This is a genomic window from Streptomyces sp. KR55 (genome assembly GCF_052245645.1).
In the GTDB taxonomy this organism is placed as follows: domain Bacteria; phylum Actinomycetota; class Actinomycetes; order Streptomycetales; family Streptomycetaceae; genus Streptomyces; species Streptomyces flavusporus.
In genome coordinates this window covers 1-15,525 of the sequence record NZ_JBQQCE010000059.1, presented here as the reverse complement: position 1 = coordinate 15,525, position 15,525 = coordinate 1, and the positions used below count along the sequence as shown (strand labels likewise).

At 68.8% G+C, this 15,525-nt stretch carries 11 protein-coding genes and 2 pseudogenes; 4 read left to right on the top strand and 9 right to left on the bottom strand.

The window, feature by feature from the left end; all coding sequences use genetic code 11:
- Window positions 1-42: 42 nt before the first annotated feature.
- The gene (wrbA, locus tag ACTWQJ_RS11545) at window positions 43-660 is read right to left on the bottom strand and encodes an NAD(P)H:quinone oxidoreductase (RefSeq protein WP_443306539.1); all 618 of its coding nucleotides are present in this window, start codon (window positions 658-660) and stop codon (window positions 43-45) included.
- A gap of 912 nt (window positions 661-1,572) precedes the next feature.
- Between wrbA and ACTWQJ_RS11540 the strand changes: the two genes are divergently transcribed.
- On the top strand, window positions 1,573-1,902 hold the full coding sequence (locus ACTWQJ_RS11540) for a class I SAM-dependent methyltransferase (protein WP_443306538.1): 330 nt from the start codon (window positions 1,573-1,575) through the stop codon (window positions 1,900-1,902).
- Window positions 1,903-2,491: 589 nt separating this feature from the next.
- Window positions 2,492-2,719: pseudogene (locus ACTWQJ_RS11535) on the top strand (IS30 family transposase); the annotation flags it as partial.
- Window positions 2,720-2,794: 75 nt separating this feature from the next.
- Here the strand turns inward: ACTWQJ_RS11535 and ACTWQJ_RS11530 are convergent.
- The 3 genes and pseudogenes from ACTWQJ_RS11530 to ACTWQJ_RS11520 form a co-directional block, all read right to left on the bottom strand.
- Window positions 2,795-3,286, bottom strand: a pseudogene (locus ACTWQJ_RS11530) (IS110 family transposase); the annotation flags it as partial.
- Window positions 3,287-3,775: 489 nt separating this feature from the next.
- Window positions 3,776-4,447: a response regulator gene (locus ACTWQJ_RS11525; protein WP_443306537.1), complete on the bottom strand. Its 672-nt coding sequence runs from the start codon at window positions 4,445-4,447 to the stop codon at window positions 3,776-3,778.
- Window positions 4,448-5,704: a sensor histidine kinase gene (locus tag ACTWQJ_RS11520; RefSeq protein WP_443306535.1), complete on the bottom strand. Its 1,257-nt coding sequence runs from the start codon at window positions 5,702-5,704 to the stop codon at window positions 4,448-4,450. It abuts the gene before it with no gap.
- 99 nt (window positions 5,705-5,803) lie between these two features.
- On the opposite strand from ACTWQJ_RS11520, the gene ACTWQJ_RS11515 reads away from it, so the two are divergent.
- Together ACTWQJ_RS11515 and ACTWQJ_RS11510 are read left to right on the top strand one after the other, a co-directional pair.
- The gene (locus tag ACTWQJ_RS11515) at window positions 5,804-6,019 is read left to right on the top strand and encodes a hypothetical protein (protein WP_443306534.1); all 216 of its coding nucleotides are present in this window, start codon (window positions 5,804-5,806) and stop codon (window positions 6,017-6,019) included.
- 74 nt (window positions 6,020-6,093) lie between these two features.
- Window positions 6,094-8,217, top strand: a complete 2,124-nt coding sequence (locus ACTWQJ_RS11510; RefSeq protein ID WP_443306551.1) for an MMPL family transporter — start codon at window positions 6,094-6,096, stop codon at window positions 8,215-8,217.
- Between the two features lie 542 nt (window positions 8,218-8,759).
- Here the strand turns inward: ACTWQJ_RS11510 and ACTWQJ_RS11505 are convergent.
- The 5 genes from ACTWQJ_RS11505 to ACTWQJ_RS11485 form a co-directional block, all read right to left on the bottom strand.
- Window positions 8,760-9,839, bottom strand: coding sequence for an endo-1,4-beta-xylanase (locus tag ACTWQJ_RS11505; RefSeq protein ID WP_443306533.1), 1,080 nt, complete (start codon window positions 9,837-9,839; stop codon window positions 8,760-8,762).
- A gap of 64 nt (window positions 9,840-9,903) precedes the next feature.
- The gene (locus tag ACTWQJ_RS11500) at window positions 9,904-12,126 is read right to left on the bottom strand and encodes a glycoside hydrolase family 3 N-terminal domain-containing protein (protein ID WP_443306532.1); all 2,223 of its coding nucleotides are present in this window, start codon (window positions 12,124-12,126) and stop codon (window positions 9,904-9,906) included.
- 47 nt (window positions 12,127-12,173) lie between these two features.
- Window positions 12,174-13,010 (bottom strand): carbohydrate ABC transporter permease, encoded by an 837-nt coding sequence (locus ACTWQJ_RS11495; protein WP_443306531.1) that lies wholly within the window; start codon window positions 13,008-13,010, stop codon window positions 12,174-12,176.
- On the bottom strand, window positions 13,007-13,996 hold the full coding sequence (locus ACTWQJ_RS11490) for a carbohydrate ABC transporter permease (protein WP_443306530.1): 990 nt from the start codon (window positions 13,994-13,996) through the stop codon (window positions 13,007-13,009). The genes ACTWQJ_RS11495 and ACTWQJ_RS11490 overlap by 4 nt, the downstream gene beginning before the upstream one ends.
- 5 nt (window positions 13,997-14,001) lie before the next feature.
- The gene (locus ACTWQJ_RS11485; protein ID WP_443306529.1) at window positions 14,002-15,333 is read right to left on the bottom strand and encodes an extracellular solute-binding protein; all 1,332 of its coding nucleotides are present in this window, start codon (window positions 15,331-15,333) and stop codon (window positions 14,002-14,004) included.
- Window positions 15,334-15,525: the final 192 nt, after the last annotated feature.

Genomic DNA, 15,525 nt, shown 5'->3' with positions numbered 1-15,525 from the left:
ACGAAGCGGGGTGCCCGCCGTGGGCGCACCGGCGAGGATGGGTCAGGCTGCGCGGCCGTTGCGCAGGGCAGCCGCGACCTGGACGACGCGCTCGGCTTGGTGGCGGGCAGCGTTGCGGGTCTGGTCGCTGACAGGGTTGTTGCCCTGGGCGTCGACATGGGAGGTGCCGTACGGGTTGCCGTCGATGAACTTCACCGGGTCGGTGTAGCCGGGCGAGACCACGAGACCACCGAAGTGGTGGATCGAGTTGTAGAGGGCGAGCAGCGTCGACTCCTGGCCGCCGTGGGTGGTAGCTGTGGTCACGAAACCGCTGTAGACCTTGTCGGCCAGCTTGCCCTGGGCCCACAGGCCACCAAGGGTGTCGATGAACTGCTTGAGCTGCGAGGAGATGTTGCCGAAGCGGGTCGGGGTACCGAAGATCACGGCGTCAGCCCACTCGACGTCCGCAGGGGTGGCAACCGGGATACCGGCGCTGGCCGCGGCATGCGCGGCCCAGGCCTCGTTCGACGCGATGGCCGCCTCCGGCGCGAGCTCGGCTGCCTTGAGCAGACGCACCTCGGCTCCGGCCTTCTCAGCGGCGACGGATATCTCCTTGGCGATCTCGGCACTGAAGCCTGTCGAAGAGTAGTAGATGACGGCCAACTTGACGGGGTTGGTCATGGATCAAACCTCTGATTCCCTTATGTGTTCTACATGTTGTCGACGTGCTGTGCTGCTCGGTGGACACCGCGCCCCGCCCGGATGGGGAGAGCTCGGCTGATGCCGACCAAGTGGAAGACGTCCGGCGGACCGTCTCCGCATGTGGTCGATCACGAACGCGTGGTTGAACCTTGAACTACATCGCGCTATTCCCGCCCCGCGGCAATGTCCCGGCTGCTGCCCGAGGCGCGCACACCCGCGTCTGGACGCGACCCCCCGAACGGTCGTGACAGGTCCGGCAGTCCAACTGGCACTCCAGCCGCACGTCGGTCTCGCAGGCCTCGGGGTGAGCGAATGCTCCCTGCCGCCCGCGAGACGAGTGCGATGTCCGTAGCGGATGTTCCCGCCCGACCTGACGCTATTTGGCGGGTTTGAAGGTGGCCTGACTTCCAGCGCACCATGGCTTGCTCGTCTGCGAACAGAAGGGGCCGGGGGGCGGCGCTACTGCGTCGCCAGTGCTCGATCTGTGTGGTCCACCCTGACTGAGAACCCCGGCGGTTCGCCCACGGACAACATCCTGTGCACTCAGGGTTCGTGCCGGCAGCGCACATGTCCTACGTTCGACCCAGCCCCGTGCGGGCCGACGCCAAAGGACAGGCGTCCTGCGGATTGGCCTTGCCCAGCGGAGTCGTCGGCTCCGGGTACCACGTAGTGAACCGGGGCGTGATGCCGTGCGACATGAGCTCATGAGCCGGAAGACACCTGGAGCGAGCGACGAGCCCGCCCGCACCCGCCCGGATCGTCACCGCGAGCTGCAAGCAGCCCCGACCCCTGTTGGGTGAGACCGTCACCGGGCAGATTTCCATGGGCTACCCCCGCTTGGGCCTTCTCCGCCAACTAACAGTGAAGCGCAGCGAGAGGAGGAACCTCGCCATGACACTTGTACGGGAACGGGCCGCACGCTATGACGGCCTCGCCGGCTGGTACGACCAGCACAACGCCGCCGCGACCGACGCCAACCGCGACCCCCTACTGGATCTGCTGGGCACCGGAGACGGCCTGCGTCTGGACCTCAGCCGCGGGACCGGACAGAACCTGCAGACGCAACGCACCACCGGACGCACCGTCATCGGCCTCGACTACTCCGCGGACCAGCTGCGCCTCGACCGGCAGCGCACCGCCCCCGGCGAGGCACTGATCCAGGCCAACGCCGCCGTCCTGCCGTTCGCCGTCGCGGCGTTCTCCACTGTCGCCGCTCCGTGACTCTCCACCGACGTCGACGACTTCGCCGCCGTCCTGCGCGAGGCCACCCGCGTGCTGCGCCCGGGCGTACTACGGCGCCCACCCATGCTTCAACGGCCCACACACTGAAGGCCGGGTCGATGGCTGGCGCATCGTCCACCCGACGTACCGCACCGTCGGCTGGCATCCGCCCGCGCCCTGGTGGCGCGAGGGTGGCATTCGTCGGCGCCTCGGCATGCAACACGTACGAGAGATGGGAAGGTACTCCAGCTGGATGGGGCCGGGGTAGAACGCTGAGCTGTTGGGGCCGGCCACGTCTTCGCCGACGAGGTAGCGGTAGAGCCATTCGATGAACGGCATCTGGTAGGCGGACCAGTAGCCGTCCCCGTCGTGGATGATCAGTCGCTGTTCCTGGGCTCGCTGGCCGAGGAGAAGGAAGAGGTACTCTCCCCGGTCGGCGAAGGCAAGCGGCCACAGCCCCTTTGGATTTCCGAAGGCCAGTCCGTCAAGCCGAAGAGCTCTCTGGGATCTTCGGCCGCATCAAGGTCGAGTGCGTCCCATTCGATCTATCGAGGCGTCATGACCGGCTTCTCCGCCGGTCGCCCCGCATCCGCGGCACCTGGTCAAGTCACTGACCTGGGACCAGGGCTCCGAGATGGCCGCCCACCACGCCTTCGCCGTCGCCACCGACATCCCGGTCTGTTTCTGCGACCCGGCCAACCCCTGGCAGCGCGGCTCGAACGAGAACACGAACGGACTGCTGCGGCAGCACTTCCCCAAGGGCACCGACGTCGCGGTCCACACCCCCGAGCACCTGGACGCGGTCGCCGCCGAACTTATTGAGGCGGAAAAGTTCTGCATTGTTCAGCCCGGCCAGTTCTTCCCGCAGGTCCGGGTCGGCACTGACCAGGACGGCCTTGAGCTGGTTGATCGCCTGGGCGCGGGCCTTGACTGCCGAGCCCTTGGCGAGTTTGTACATCCGGGCGATCTGCACCGGTCCATCGCCTGACTTGGCCCGGGCCCGCGCCCACCCGCTCAGCACCGCCCGGGCCGCGTTCTGGGCATCCAGCGAGTCCGACTTGCCGCGCCGACAGCGGTCGGTCCGGTCGGGCCGGTTCACGTCGAACACGTCCACCCCCTGGGCCAGCAGGTAGCGGGACAGGACCGCCCCGAAGGAGCCGGTCCCCTCCACTCCGGCCCGCCGCACCGTGCCCAGCCCCCTGACCCACTCCAGCAGTTCACGGTAACCAGCCGCGGTGGCCGGGAACACCTCCGTGCCGACCACTGCCCCCACCAGGGAGAGCACAACAGCCACACGAGTGTCCCGGTGCGTGTCCACTCCGAGGACCACCTCCCCCGCCGGCCGGCGTCGGCGGGTACGCGGGGCAGGGGACGTACCGGTCATGCTCGTTCACCCTCCGGCCCGACGGCGCATCGCGTAGCCGGCACCGGACCGCGCGGACGGTCAGAACCGTGACGACGCCCTGGTCGGCAAGCCCCTATCGAGACGCACCCGGACGATCCGGTACCGGCAACGCACCATCCCCGGCCGGCAGTCGACACAGCGTGAGCAAGACACCCCGGTCAGAGATCTCAAGAGTCAGACCCCGCCGCAGGACAGCACCCGCCGATTCTCCCCACACTCACGGCCCCCGCCCAGGCCCGCTCAACATGCTCAATCCCAGCTCATGGAACACCCTGAATCCGACTCCGGGCGACCACAACGGACCGCGAAGGTCGACATCACGTTCAGACCTCCGGCTTCAGCACGCGTACCTGTTCCAGTCTCACGTTGTGGCCGAACCCGCCTTCCACTAGACGTTTGTACAGATCGGCTTGTTCCGGTGTGTGCGCGCCGAGTTGCTGACGGGCAGGAGAACTGTTGTACGGGTGGCTAATCTGCCAGCCAGCCGGGGCTGACCATTCCGTACTCGTATGCGAGGACGACGACTTGGGATCTGTCCCGTGCTCCGAGTTTTGCCATGATGCGGCTGACATGGGTCTTTGCTGTCAGGGGCGAGACCACCAGGCGCGCCGCGATTTCGTCGTTGGTGCAACCGGCGGCGACCAGTCGCATAACTTCGCGTTCACGGCCGGTAAGGACATCCAGTCGTGTGTCCGGGTTGGGTGCGTGTGGCTTTCGGCGCGCGAATTCCGCGATGAGCCGTCGGGTGATGGCGGGGCTGATGAGCGCATCTCCGCGTTTGGCCACCCGCACGGCGTGCAGGAGTTCCTCGGGTTCGGTGTCCTTGACCAGGAAGCCTGTCGCTCCGGCGCGTAGTGCCCCGTATACGTAGTCGTCGAGGTCGAAGGTTGTCAGCATGACCACCTTCACCGTCGCCAGACGCTCGTCCGAGGTGATGGCGCGGGCGGCCTCGAGTCCGTCCGTGCCCGGCATGCGGATGTCCATCAGCACGACGTCGGGCTGCAGTTCACGACAGGCGGAGATGGCCTCCTGCCCGTCGGCGGCCTCGGCGACCACCTCGATGTCCTCTTCGTCTTCGAGGATCGAGCGGATCCCGGCCCGGACGAGTCGCTGGTCATCTGCCAGCAGGACTCTGATCATCTATCGCTCCGCTCGTGGGTCGTCGTGGTCGGGACACGGTAGCTGTGCGTGCACGAGGAAGCCGCCGTGTGGACCTTGTTGTGCGGTCAGGGTGCCGCCCAGCGCCCGCGCTCGCTCTCTCATTCCGTCGATGCCGCTGCCACGCGCGGCGGTGCGGCCGGTGGGGGCGCCGCGGCCGTCGTCCTCCACCCAGAGCGTGATCTGCTCCTTGTCGTGGGAAATCCGGATGGTGACGTGGCGGGCGCTGCTGTGCTTCACAGCGTTTGTCAGGGCTTCCTGCACGATGCGATAGGCAGCGAGGTCGACTGCGGCGGGCAGGCGGGTCCGTGGCGCGTTCCTTTCGATCCGTACCTGGAGATCCGCCCGCTCGGTGGAGGCGATCAGGTCGTCGACCCTGGCGAGCCCGGGAGCCGGCGCGGTGGGTGCTTCTTCGTCGACCTGGCGCAGTACACCGAGGGTGGTGCGCAGTTCCCGCAGGCCCTCCTTGCTGCTCTCCTTGATCGCGGCCAGGGCGGCTTCGGCTTGGCTCGGATCCTTCTTCAGCCGGTGCAGCGCGGCCGACGCCTGCACGTTGATCATCGACATAGTGTGGCCGATGACGTCATGCAGTTCGCGGGCGATGCGCAGCCGCTCCTGTGTGGCTCGCAGGCGGGCCTCTTCCTCGACGTGGGCGGCCCGTCCGTGGCGCATGGCGCCCAAGGCCAGGATGGCGACCAGCCAGCCGGTCAGCATGAACACGGCCGTCCCGTTGACGTCGCTGGTTCCTGACAGGGCGCCGACACCGACACCGATGATCATCACTGCGGCCATGGCGACGGCTGCCTGGAGGCGACCTTGCGACGCGAGCGCGTACAGCGCCGCGATCGGTACCAGGACCAGCGGGCCGTCCACGGTGCTCAGCAGGTAGTACAGGCCGGTGCCCACCACCGTGCACCAGCCCACCGCGACCGGATGGCGGCGCCGCAGGAGCAGCGCGCCGCACACCGCCATGACCAGCAGCCAGGAAGCGACCAGTGAACGTGTCGCGTGCCAGTCGGGGCCCAGTCGCTGCCCTTCGGCCAGACCCGCCAGCACCAGCACGGCCGAAACGAGCAGGAGGTCTGCGCGGAGACCGCCGAGCAAGCGGAAGCGGATCCGATCGAAACGTTGCACCCCCTCATTCTGCGTGCGCCGCGCGTGCACCCAGCAACGTATGCCCGTTCTGCGCGCCAAGGTGTCTGCTGGGGATGGCCATGAAAGCTCCGGCAGTACATCCACCGGTGTACGCGGCGGCCGTTCGTACCACCGCTGGGGTACGGGCCAGTGTCAGCCGTGGGCAGACGCCCCAGGCGCTGGGGTGCCTGCACGATCGAGGGCATGCCTTCGTCCGTCACTCCCCCACGGATCAGCGCTGCCTTCGTCGGGGCGCTCGTGGGGGCCGCTGCCGGAATTGTGCTGGTCACCGCCGCCGTAACGCTGTCGATCACGGTCGACGGTGTCTTCGCTGCGGTGGCGATCACGGTGTCTGCACTGGCCGGCACGGTGGTGGGCGCGGCTGTCACTCCACGCAACACTCGCTCGAATTCGAGGTAGGCATCGTGTCTTCCCCCCGCGGCTCAGCCGCGTCCCTCGCCCCACCGACGCCCGAGCAGGCCGATCCTCCGCGCATGGGGCGGTTCGGCGCCATGGCCGGCTGGGCACAGCGCCATCGCTGGGCTGCGGTCGTGCTCTGGGTGGCAGTGGTGGCCGCCATCACCGTCGGCTCCATGGCCGCCGGCTCCGCGTACAAAAACGACTTCTCCCTGCCAGGCACCGATTCCCAGACGGCGACCGACCTGTTCAAGGAGCACGGCAGCGACCAGGCCGGTGACAGCGTCGAGATCGTGTTCAAGGACACCAGCGGCGTCAGGAGCGCCAAGGACACGGTCGAGCCGATGCTGGACCAGGTGCAGCACCTGGCAGGGGTCGCCGATGTGCGCAGCCCGTTCGCCGATGCCTCGGCCGTGTCCAAGGACGGCACGATCGCCTACGCGTCCGTCACGCTGGACGGCAAGACCGAGGAGGTCCCCAGGGAGGACGTCGCCAAGATCATCGAGACGGCCCAGAGCATCGAGACGGACCACCTCCAGGTCGAGGTCGGCGGCGAGGCCGCACGCAACGCGGAGGACAAGGAAGGCCCCACCGCCGAACTCGTCGGCATCGTGGCCGCGCTGGTCATCCTCGTGCTCCTCTTCGGCTCCGTGCTGGCCGCTTCCCTGCCCTTGATCACCGCTCTGTTCGCGGTCGGCGGTGCGATCGGCCTGATCGCCCTGGCCTCGCACGTCTTCACGGTCGCCGACTTCACCCCGCCGATCCTGATGCTGGTCGGCCTCGGTGTCGGCGTCGACTACGCCCTGCTGATCTTCTACCGCTACCGCCAAGAACTCCTGAACGGCGTCCAGCCGGCCGAGGCAGGCCGCAGGGCCCTCGATTCCGCCGGCCGCACCGTCTTCTTCGCCGGTTGCACCGTCATCGTTGCCCTGCTGGGGCTGGTCGCCCTCGGACTGGGCTCTCTGCAGGGCATCGCCCTCGCTGTGGCGATCACCGTACTGATCACCATGGCCGCCTCCCTGGTGCTGCTGCCCGCGCTGCTGGCGCTGTTCGGTCAGCGCATCCAACGCCATGTCCGCAAGCAGGCGGCCAAGACCGCCGAGAAGGGCAAGACCGAAGGCAACCGCTGGCGCGCGATGGCACGCGTCGTGCAGCGCCGCCCGATCACGACCCTGCTGGTGGGTGCGATCGCCCTGCTGGCCCTGTCGGCGCCCGCGCTGAGTATGCGCCTGGGCTTCGCCGACTCCGGCAACGACCCCGAGGAGACCACCTCACGCCAGGCGTACGACCTGCTCACCGAAGGGTTCGGCCCCGGTTTCAACGGACCCCTGATCGTCCTGGTCAAGGGCGACGAAGCTGCCGGACGCACGGTCCGGACCGCGCTGGCCAGGACCGAGGGCGTTGCCGAAGCCAGCCCCGCGCTGCCCTCCCAGGACGGCGCTCTGTCCACCGTGTTCGTCTACCCGACTACGTCCCCGCAGGACGAAGGCACCGTCGACCTCGTACACCACTTGCGCGACGACGTGGCCCCGCCCCTGGAGCACGACACCGGCGCGGACATCCTGGTCGGCGGCGCCACCGCGGCATCGCAGGACGTCTCCGAAACACTCGCCAACCGCCTGCCCCTGTTCGTCGCCGTGGTCGTCGGCGTCTCCTCACTCCTCCTGCTGCTGGTCTTCCGCTCGATCTGGGTCCCCGTCAAGGCGGCCGTCCTGAACCTGCTGTCCATCTCCGCCGCACTCGGAGTGATCACCCTGGTCTTCCAGCACGGCTGGTTCGGAGCACAGCCAGGACCGGTCGAAGCGTTCATCCCCGCACTGATCTTCGCGATCGTCTTCGGCCTGTCCATGGACTACGAGGTTTTCCTCATCTCGCGCATCCACGAAGAATGGACACGCACCAAGGATCACTCACACTCTGTGCGCGAAGGACTGGCCTCCACCGGCAAGGTGATCACCGCGGCCGCCGCCATCATGATCGTGGTCTTCGCCGCCTTCGTGCTCAGCTCCGACCGCATGCTCCAGCAGTTCGGACTCGGCCTCGCCGTCGCGATCCTGCTCGACGCGGTGGTCATCCGCTGCCTCATCGTCCCCGCCGTCATGCAGATGCTCGGCAAGTGGGCCTGGTGGCTACCCGCACCGCTCGCCCGGAAGCTGCCCACGGTGTCCATCGAACGCCCCGCTCACGGCTCCTCGGTCTGAGGGCTGAGGGCGCAGCTCCGTGCGTTGCCGGGACTGCCGCCGGTTTCCCACACCGCATGGCCCACCATCTGTCGGCGATTTGCCCAGTGGAGCGGGGGTCGGGCATGGGTCCGGCCCCCGCCGTCGCAGCCCTCACCCATCGTCTGGGACCACGTCAACTCCGCCTGCCGTCCCTACGACCCGTGGCTCGCATACGGTCAGCCCAAGACCGCCACCGTCGTGTGCGACTGCTGATGCTCGGTGGAACGCAGGACGCTGATGCGAGCTGTCGAGAGGCGAGGAGCCGGGCGGCCACACTCCTACGTGCCGCCGCACAGGCATATGCCGAGGAACACCTGGCCGACCCGCGCTCCGTGCCGGACGTCGCCGCCGGCGGTATCTCCCACCACGCACCTGGCGCGCGTGATCCGCGCCGAGACCGGTCTCACGGTCGTGTCGTACCTCCGGCGGCGACGCCTACGGGCGTCCGACAGGCATGCCGCCGCGAACTCGGCGCGGGCCCGTGTGACGTTCGGGCGGGCCGGGCGAAGCAGCCCTGACGCCTACGACCCGGCCGCCGTGAGCGCGTTGCGGATCGCGTCGTAGGCGGGCTTGTGCCTCAGGTTCTCGTCCCAGGGCAGGGCCGCTCCCTCACCGGGAAAGACCGCGGGGATCCACGAGTGCCGGTCCGTGTAGCCCCACAGTGTGATGCCCACACAGCGCCGTACGGCCAGGCAAGCGTCGGTCACCTGCCCGTACCAGTCGGCCTGTTCTGCGAGCTTGGTCTCGTCGGTGGGCAGGATCATGCGGATGTCGAGTTCGGTGATGGCGACGTCGACGCCGAGGTCGGCGAAGCGCTGCAGGTTCTCCTTCAGGCCGCCGGGAAAACCGTACTGCAGGGCGAGATGGCCCTGCAGGCCGAACCCGTCGATCGGGACCCGGTCCGTCTTGAGCCGCTTGATCAGGGTGTAGTACGCATCAGACTTCGGGCCGAGGGCCTCGACGTTGTAGTCGTTGAGGTACAGCTTGACCTTGGGGTCGGCGGCGCGGGCCCAGCGCAGGGCGTCGGCGATGTAGCCGGGGCCGAGGGTCTTGTAGAAGATGTTCTCGCGGTAGGTGCCGTCCTCGTTCATGATCTCGTTGGCGACGTCCCACGCGAAGACCTTGCCCTTGTAGTGCTTCACCACCTTCGTGATGTGATTCTTCAGGATGGAGCGCAGTTCGTCGGCGGTCCAGGTGCCGGAGGTGAGCCAGTCCGGGAGCTGGGAGTGCCACAGCAGAGTGTGCCCGCGGACCTTCAGGCCGTTCGCGCGGGCGTAGTTCACGATCTCGTCGCCCGCGGTGAAGTCGAAGACACCGCGCTGGGGTTCCGTGGCGTACCACTTCATGCCGTTGCCAGGGGTCGTCTGGCCGAACTCGGTGCCGAGCAGGTCGGCGAACTCGGTGTCGGCGAGCTCCGGGTTGTCGACGGCGGCGCCGAAGTAGCGACCGGACTCGCGGGCCAGTTCGTGCAGCGTCTTCGTCGCCTTCGCGCCGTCGGTGCCGGCCTGGGCGGTGGGCGCTCCGGCGAGGCCGAGCAGCAGGGCCGCGGACGCGGCGAGCGCGGCGGATCCGACGCGGAAACGGCGTGCGGGTGTGCGCATGGTGCATCTCCTCAACTGTGGAATGAGACGGTGCAGTTGCTGTGCGCCGAGCTGGTCTGTGGGGTCACTTCACACGAAGCTCGCAGCGCATCCGCCGCTCGTGCCCGACCTCGCGTACGGGGCCGGTCAGGGTGAGCGGCACGGTGTGGTGGACGTGTTCGCTGGATGCCGCGACGCGCAGTTCGAGGGCGCCTGGTTCGACGACGCGGCGGCCGTCGGCGCCGGTGTACGCGGCGAGGTCGGCCGGGAACGTGGCGTGGACCTCGGCGGACGCGCCGGCGTCGAGCGTGACGCGGACGTAGCCGACGAGCCGGACCTCGGGGCGGGCGATGGTGCCGACGGGGTCGTGGAGGTAGAGCTGGACGACCTCGGTGCCGGGCCGCTCGCCGGTGTTGCGGACGGTGAGGCGCAGCGTGGTCTCGCCGTCGGTGGGCAGTTCGGGGGCGTTGCACTGGGGGGTGTCCCAGGCGAACGTCGTGTAGGACAGGCCGTGCCCGAAGGGGTAGAGGGGCGTCGGGTCCACGGTGCTGGGGAAGCCGTGCCGGCCGAGCGGCGGGGCGAGGTAGGGCGCGGGCTGGCCGCCGGGGGTGCGCGGCACGCCGACCGGCAGCCGTCCGGACGGCTCGACGCGCCCGGACAGGACGCCCGCGACGGCGCCGCCGCCTTCCTGCCCGGGGAAGAACGCCTGGACCACGGCGGCGGCCCGCTCGGCCCAGGGGCCGAGCGCGTAGGGCCTTCCGCTGAGGACGACGATGACGACCGGCACGCCGGAGGCCAGTGCCTCATCCAGCAACTCCGCCTGGCCGTAGGGAAGTTGCAAGTCCTCTGCGTCGCATCCCTCGCCCGACGAGCCGCGCCCGAACAGACCCGACCGGTCCCCGACCACGGCCAGGCAGACCTCGGCCGCCGCCGGATCGTCGACGAACACGGCGCCCGGCAGCTCGGCACGCAGCGCCTCGGCGAGCGTCGGCACCTCGACCCCGGTCGGCAGTTCGGGATGGTGCACGCCCACGTGCCGGGGAAACGTGTAGCAGCCCAGCATCGCGGCCTGCTCGTCGGCGAGCGGACCGAGCACCGCGATGCGCAGGCCGTCGCGCAGCGGCAGCACGCCGGAGTCGTTGGCGAGCAGGACGACCGACTCCTCGGCGACCTTCTGTGCCAGGTCCCGCATGTGCGGGGGGTTGAGGTCGACGGGCTCCCCACCCGCGACGGGCTCCCAGTCGGGGTCGAGCAGCCCCAGTTCGCACTTCTGTGTCAGGACGCGCAGCGCGGCCCGGTCGAGCAGGTCCTCGGGGAGCGGGTCCGCGGGGCTGAAGCAGCGGGCCGCCGGCAGTTCCACGTCGACCCCTGCCGCGATGGCGAGCCGTGCGGCCTGTTCCTCTCCGTCGGCGACCCGGTGCGCTTCCTCCAGGAGCGAGACGCCGTAGTAGTCCGAGACCACGGTGCCGGTGAACCCCCACTGCTCGCGCAGGAGCCCGGTGAGCAGCTGGGTGTGGGCGTGGGCGGGAAGGCCGTCGATGTCGTTGTAGGCGGGCATCACGGACCGGGCGCCGCCGTCGCGCACCGCCATCTCGAACGGCGGCAGGATCACGTCGGCGAGTTCGCGCGGGCCGAGCGAGGCGGGCGCGTGGTTACGGGCGGCGCGCGAGGCCGAGTACCCGGCGAAGTGCTTGAGCGTGGCGACGATCCCGGTGGTCTCGAGGCCTCGCACGTAGGCGGTACCGATGGTGCCGACGAGGTACGGGTCCTCGCCGATGCACTCCTCGGTGCGGCCCCACCGCGGGTCCCGGACGACGTCCAGGACCGGGGCGAGGCCCTGGTGAACGCCGACGGCGCGCATCGACGTACCGATCGCCCGGGCCATCTCGGTGATCAGGTCGGGGTCGAAGGTGGCGCCCCAGGCGAGCGGGGTGGGGAAGACGGTGGCCTGCCAGGCGGTGAACCCGGTCAGGCACTCGTCGTGGGCGATCGCGGGCAGCGCGAACCGGTTGCCGGCGCGGATCAGGCGTTGCAGTTCGGCGAGGCGGGCGGCGCCCTCGGCGGGGTCGACGGGAACGGTGCCGAAGGGCCGGGTGAGCTGGCCCAGGCCGTAGGGAAGGAGCGCGTCGAGGGCGGCGCTGCGGGCCGCGTAGGTGTGCTGGCCGGGTGCGACGTCGGCCCCCTCGGTGTCGGCACCGATCCAGACGCTGGACAGCTGGGCGGTCTTCTCCTCGGTGGTCATCCGGGCGAGCAGGTCTGCCGCCCGGACGTGGGCGGGCAGGGTGGTGTCCTGCCATGGCTCGACCATGGAACTCCTCAGGTGTGGTGCTGGTAAGGGGTTGGTCTGCGCGGGACTCAGCCCTTGGTGGCGCCCATCGTGATGCCGCCGATCAACTGCCGTTCGGCGACGGCGTAGAAGGCGAGGGCCGGCACCATGGCGAGGACGAGATAGGCGAAGACGCGGGCGATGTCGGTGGCGTACTGGCCCTGGAACTGCTGGACGCCGATGGGGATCGTCCACCAGGTCTGCTCACTGAACACCAGCAGCGGGAGAAGGAAGTTGTTCCAGCTTCCGACGATGGCGAGGATCGACACGGTGCCGAGGGCGGGCCGCGCCATGGGCAGCAGGATCCGCCAGAAGAAGCCGAACGCCGAGCAGCCGTCGAGGGTGGCCGCCTCCTCGAGCTCTCCGGGGATCTCCCGGAAGAAGCCGCGCAGGATGACGACGGTCATGGGCAGGCCGAACGCCGCCTGCGGCAGTATCACGCCCCATGGGTTGTCGAGCAGCCCGAAGGTGCGCAACAGGACGAACAGCGGCAGGATCGCCACGGCGAACGGGAACATCAGCCCCGCGGTGAAGAGGGTGAAGAGCAACTCCCGGCCACGGAAAGCGAATCGGGCCAGTGCGAAGGCGGCGAGGGCCGCAGTGCCCACGGTCAGTACGGTCGTTCCGACCGCGATCAGTGTGGACGAACCCAGCATGCGCCAGAACGAGCCGGAGGCGAGCACATCGGTGTAGTTGGACGTCACCCACGGCGAGGGCAGGCCGAAGGTGTTGCGGGAGAGCTGATCGGTGGACTTGAACCCGGACACGAACGCGTACAGCAGCGGCGTGACCATGACGACGCCGACCAGCCACACGATCACGTACAGCGGTGCGGAGCGCAGCCTTCTGCGCGTGCCCGCGCTCATCGGGAGGCTCGCATGGTGGTGAGGGCTCCTTCGGTGTCGCGACGCAGCACGGAGCGCTGGTAGATGAGGGCGAAGACGAGGCTGATGAGGAACATGCCGATGCTGATCGCGCTGGCGTAGCCGATCTCGAAGCGCTTGAAGCCGAACTGGAACATGGTCACGGCCATGGTCTCGGAGTGGTGGTCGGGGCCGCCCTGCGTGACCACCCACACCAGGTCGAAGAGCTGGATGGCGCCGATCACGGAGAGGAACACGCTGATGCGGACCGTCGGCCCGAGCAGCGGCAGGGTGATGTGGCGGAAGCGCTGCCAGGGGCCCGCGCCGTCGATGCGGGCCGCCTCGTGCAGTTCGGCGGGAATGCCCTGCAGTCCGGCCAGGTACAGCATCATGTGGAAGCCGAAGTACTTCCACGTCATGACGAGGAACAGGGTCGGCAGCACATGGTCCTGGTCGGCGAACCACAGTCCGCCGAGGCCGTCGAGGCCGACCGAGCCGAGCACGTTGTCGGCGAGCCCGTCCCCCGGCGCGAAGATCATGGAGAACAGGACGCCGGTGATGACCTCGGACAGGACGTACGGGGCGAAGAACAAGGTCCGGTACAGGGCCCGGCCGCGCAGCTTCTGGTTGAGCAGCACGGCCATGCCGAGCGCGAACGGCAGCTGCACGCACACCGAGAACAGCACGAGCAGCAGCCCGCGCCACAGGTCGCCCAGGAAGACCGGATCACGCAGGAGCCGGCTGTAGTTGTCGAGGCCCACGTAGTCCGAAGGGGAGCCGAAGCCGCCCCAGTTGAACAGGCTGACGTACAGGGCGTACAGGATCGGGGCGAGCACGAGCACGCCGAACAGGAGCAGGGCGGGCAGGGTGAAACTGAAGGCGGTCAGCCAGTCGACGATCCGACGGGCCCGCGACCGGCCCGCGCCGGTGTCCGGCTGCTTCGGTGGAGCGGGGGCGGCCGCGGGGTCCTTCACGTACGTGGAAGCCATGGCGGTCACTGGCTCTTCGCGACCTGGGTGACCGAACGGGCCACCTGCTCGGGCGACTTGGATCCGGCGATCAGGGCGGCCACCGAGTCGTTGATCTCCTGTCCGACGGCGGGCGGGTACGCCTGGTCGAGGTAGAGCTGGAAGCCGGTCGCCTTACCGAGGGCGTCGGAGACGAGCTTGAGGTTGGGATCGGTCAGGGCGCTCGTGGCGTCCTCGACGACGGGCATCATCGAGCCCTTCGACACAAGAACGCGGTCGGACTCGGCCGACATGAAGAACTTCAGGAAGTCCACGGCAGCCTTGGGCGCTCCCTTGCGCACCGCGTAGCCGCCGCCTCCGCCGAACACGTCGGTCTGCGCGCCCTTGCCGCCGGCGACAGCGGGGAACGGGAAGAATCCGAGATCCTTGCCGATGCCCTTGCCCGCGTCGGCCTGGACGACGGGCGCCCACTGACCCATCAGCTCCATCGCCGCCTTGCCGTTGCCCATCGCGGCCGCCTGGCCGGTGGGCGTGGAGTACGCGGCGCCGAGGAAGCCCTTCTGGAACGGCTGGAGCGCGACGAGTTCCTTGAGGCGCTCACCCGCCTTGACGAAGTCGTCGCCGGTGAAGTCCTTGGCGTCGGCGGCCGCCTGCATGCCGTCGATCCCGGCGATCCGCATGGCCAGGTACGCCCAGTAGTACATGCCGGGCCATTTCTCCTTGCCCGCGAGGGCGATGGGGGTGATTCCGGCGCTCTTCAGCTTCCTGACCGCGTCGAGGTAGTCGACCCAGGTGGCGGGCGGTGCCTCGATACCGGCCTTGGCGAACAGCGCCTTGTTGTACCAGAACCCGACGGCGCCGATGTCGAAGGGCACGGCGTACGTCTTCCCGTCGAACTGGTACGCCTTGACCGACGCCGGCACGAGGGTGTCGGTCAAGGAGCTGGTGGAGGACGTGAGGTCCTCCACCAGACCTGCGTCGATCTGCTGCTTGAGAACGCCGCCGCCCCACGTGTGGTAGATGTCCGGCAGCTTTCCGGAACTGGTCAGCGCTGTCATCTTCGACTTGTAGGCATCGTTCTCCATCGTGACGAGCTTGATGTGCACATCGGGGTGCGCGGCCTCGAACGCCTTGGCCCGCTCGGCCCAGACGCTCTTCGACGGCTCCGTGGTCTGGATGTTCCACCATTCCACGACGGTCCGGCCCTGGCTGTCGGTGGTGGACCCCGAGTCCGAGCAGGCGGACAGGCCGGCCGCCCCTAGGCCCACCGCCGACGCGGTCCCCAGGAACCGGCGGCGGGAGAAGGAGGAGGACGAGGCGCCGGATACGGAGATGACGGCTCGAGCGGAGGCTGACATGGCACACCTTCCGGAAAATTTCCGATAACTGTGAGAGATGGCCATGGAAGTTACGGGCATGAAAGGGGGGTGTCAACGGCCTTGACGAAAAAGGCCGTTTACACCCCCGGAGTGTTACGTTCCGTTATGCGTGGCGCGGCGGCGCGGTGCTCGCGCGGACCACCAGCTCGGTCGCCAGTTCCACCCGCGGTG

Excerpts from the sequence above, each read along its gene's own strand:
- ACTWQJ_RS11515 (WP_443306534.1), top strand. The coding sequence starts at position 5,804 with ATGCCTTCGTCCGTCACTCCCCCACGGATCAGCGCTGCCTTCGTCGGG.
- ACTWQJ_RS11490 (WP_443306530.1), bottom strand. The coding sequence starts at position 13,996 with ATGGCTTCCACGTACGTGAAGGACCCCGCGGCCGCCCCCGCTCCACCG.
- ACTWQJ_RS11500 (WP_443306532.1), bottom strand. The coding sequence starts at position 12,126 with ATGGTCGAGCCATGGCAGGACACCACCCTGCCCGCCCACGTCCGGGCG.
- ACTWQJ_RS11525 (WP_443306537.1), bottom strand. The coding sequence starts at position 4,447 with ATGATCAGAGTCCTGCTGGCAGATGACCAGCGACTCGTCCGGGCCGGG.
- ACTWQJ_RS11495 (WP_443306531.1), bottom strand. The coding sequence starts at position 13,010 with ATGAGCGCGGGCACGCGCAGAAGGCTGCGCTCCGCACCGCTGTACGTG.
- ACTWQJ_RS11505 (WP_443306533.1), bottom strand. The coding sequence starts at position 9,839 with ATGCGCACACCCGCACGCCGTTTCCGCGTCGGATCCGCCGCGCTCGCC.
- ACTWQJ_RS11485 (WP_443306529.1), bottom strand. The coding sequence starts at position 15,333 with ATGTCAGCCTCCGCTCGAGCCGTCATCTCCGTATCCGGCGCCTCGTCC.
- wrbA (WP_443306539.1), bottom strand. The coding sequence starts at position 660 with ATGACCAACCCCGTCAAGTTGGCCGTCATCTACTACTCTTCGACAGGC.
- ACTWQJ_RS11510 (WP_443306551.1), top strand. The coding sequence starts at position 6,094 with ATGGGGCGGTTCGGCGCCATGGCCGGCTGGGCACAGCGCCATCGCTGG.
- ACTWQJ_RS11540 (WP_443306538.1), top strand. The coding sequence starts at position 1,573 with ATGACACTTGTACGGGAACGGGCCGCACGCTATGACGGCCTCGCCGGC.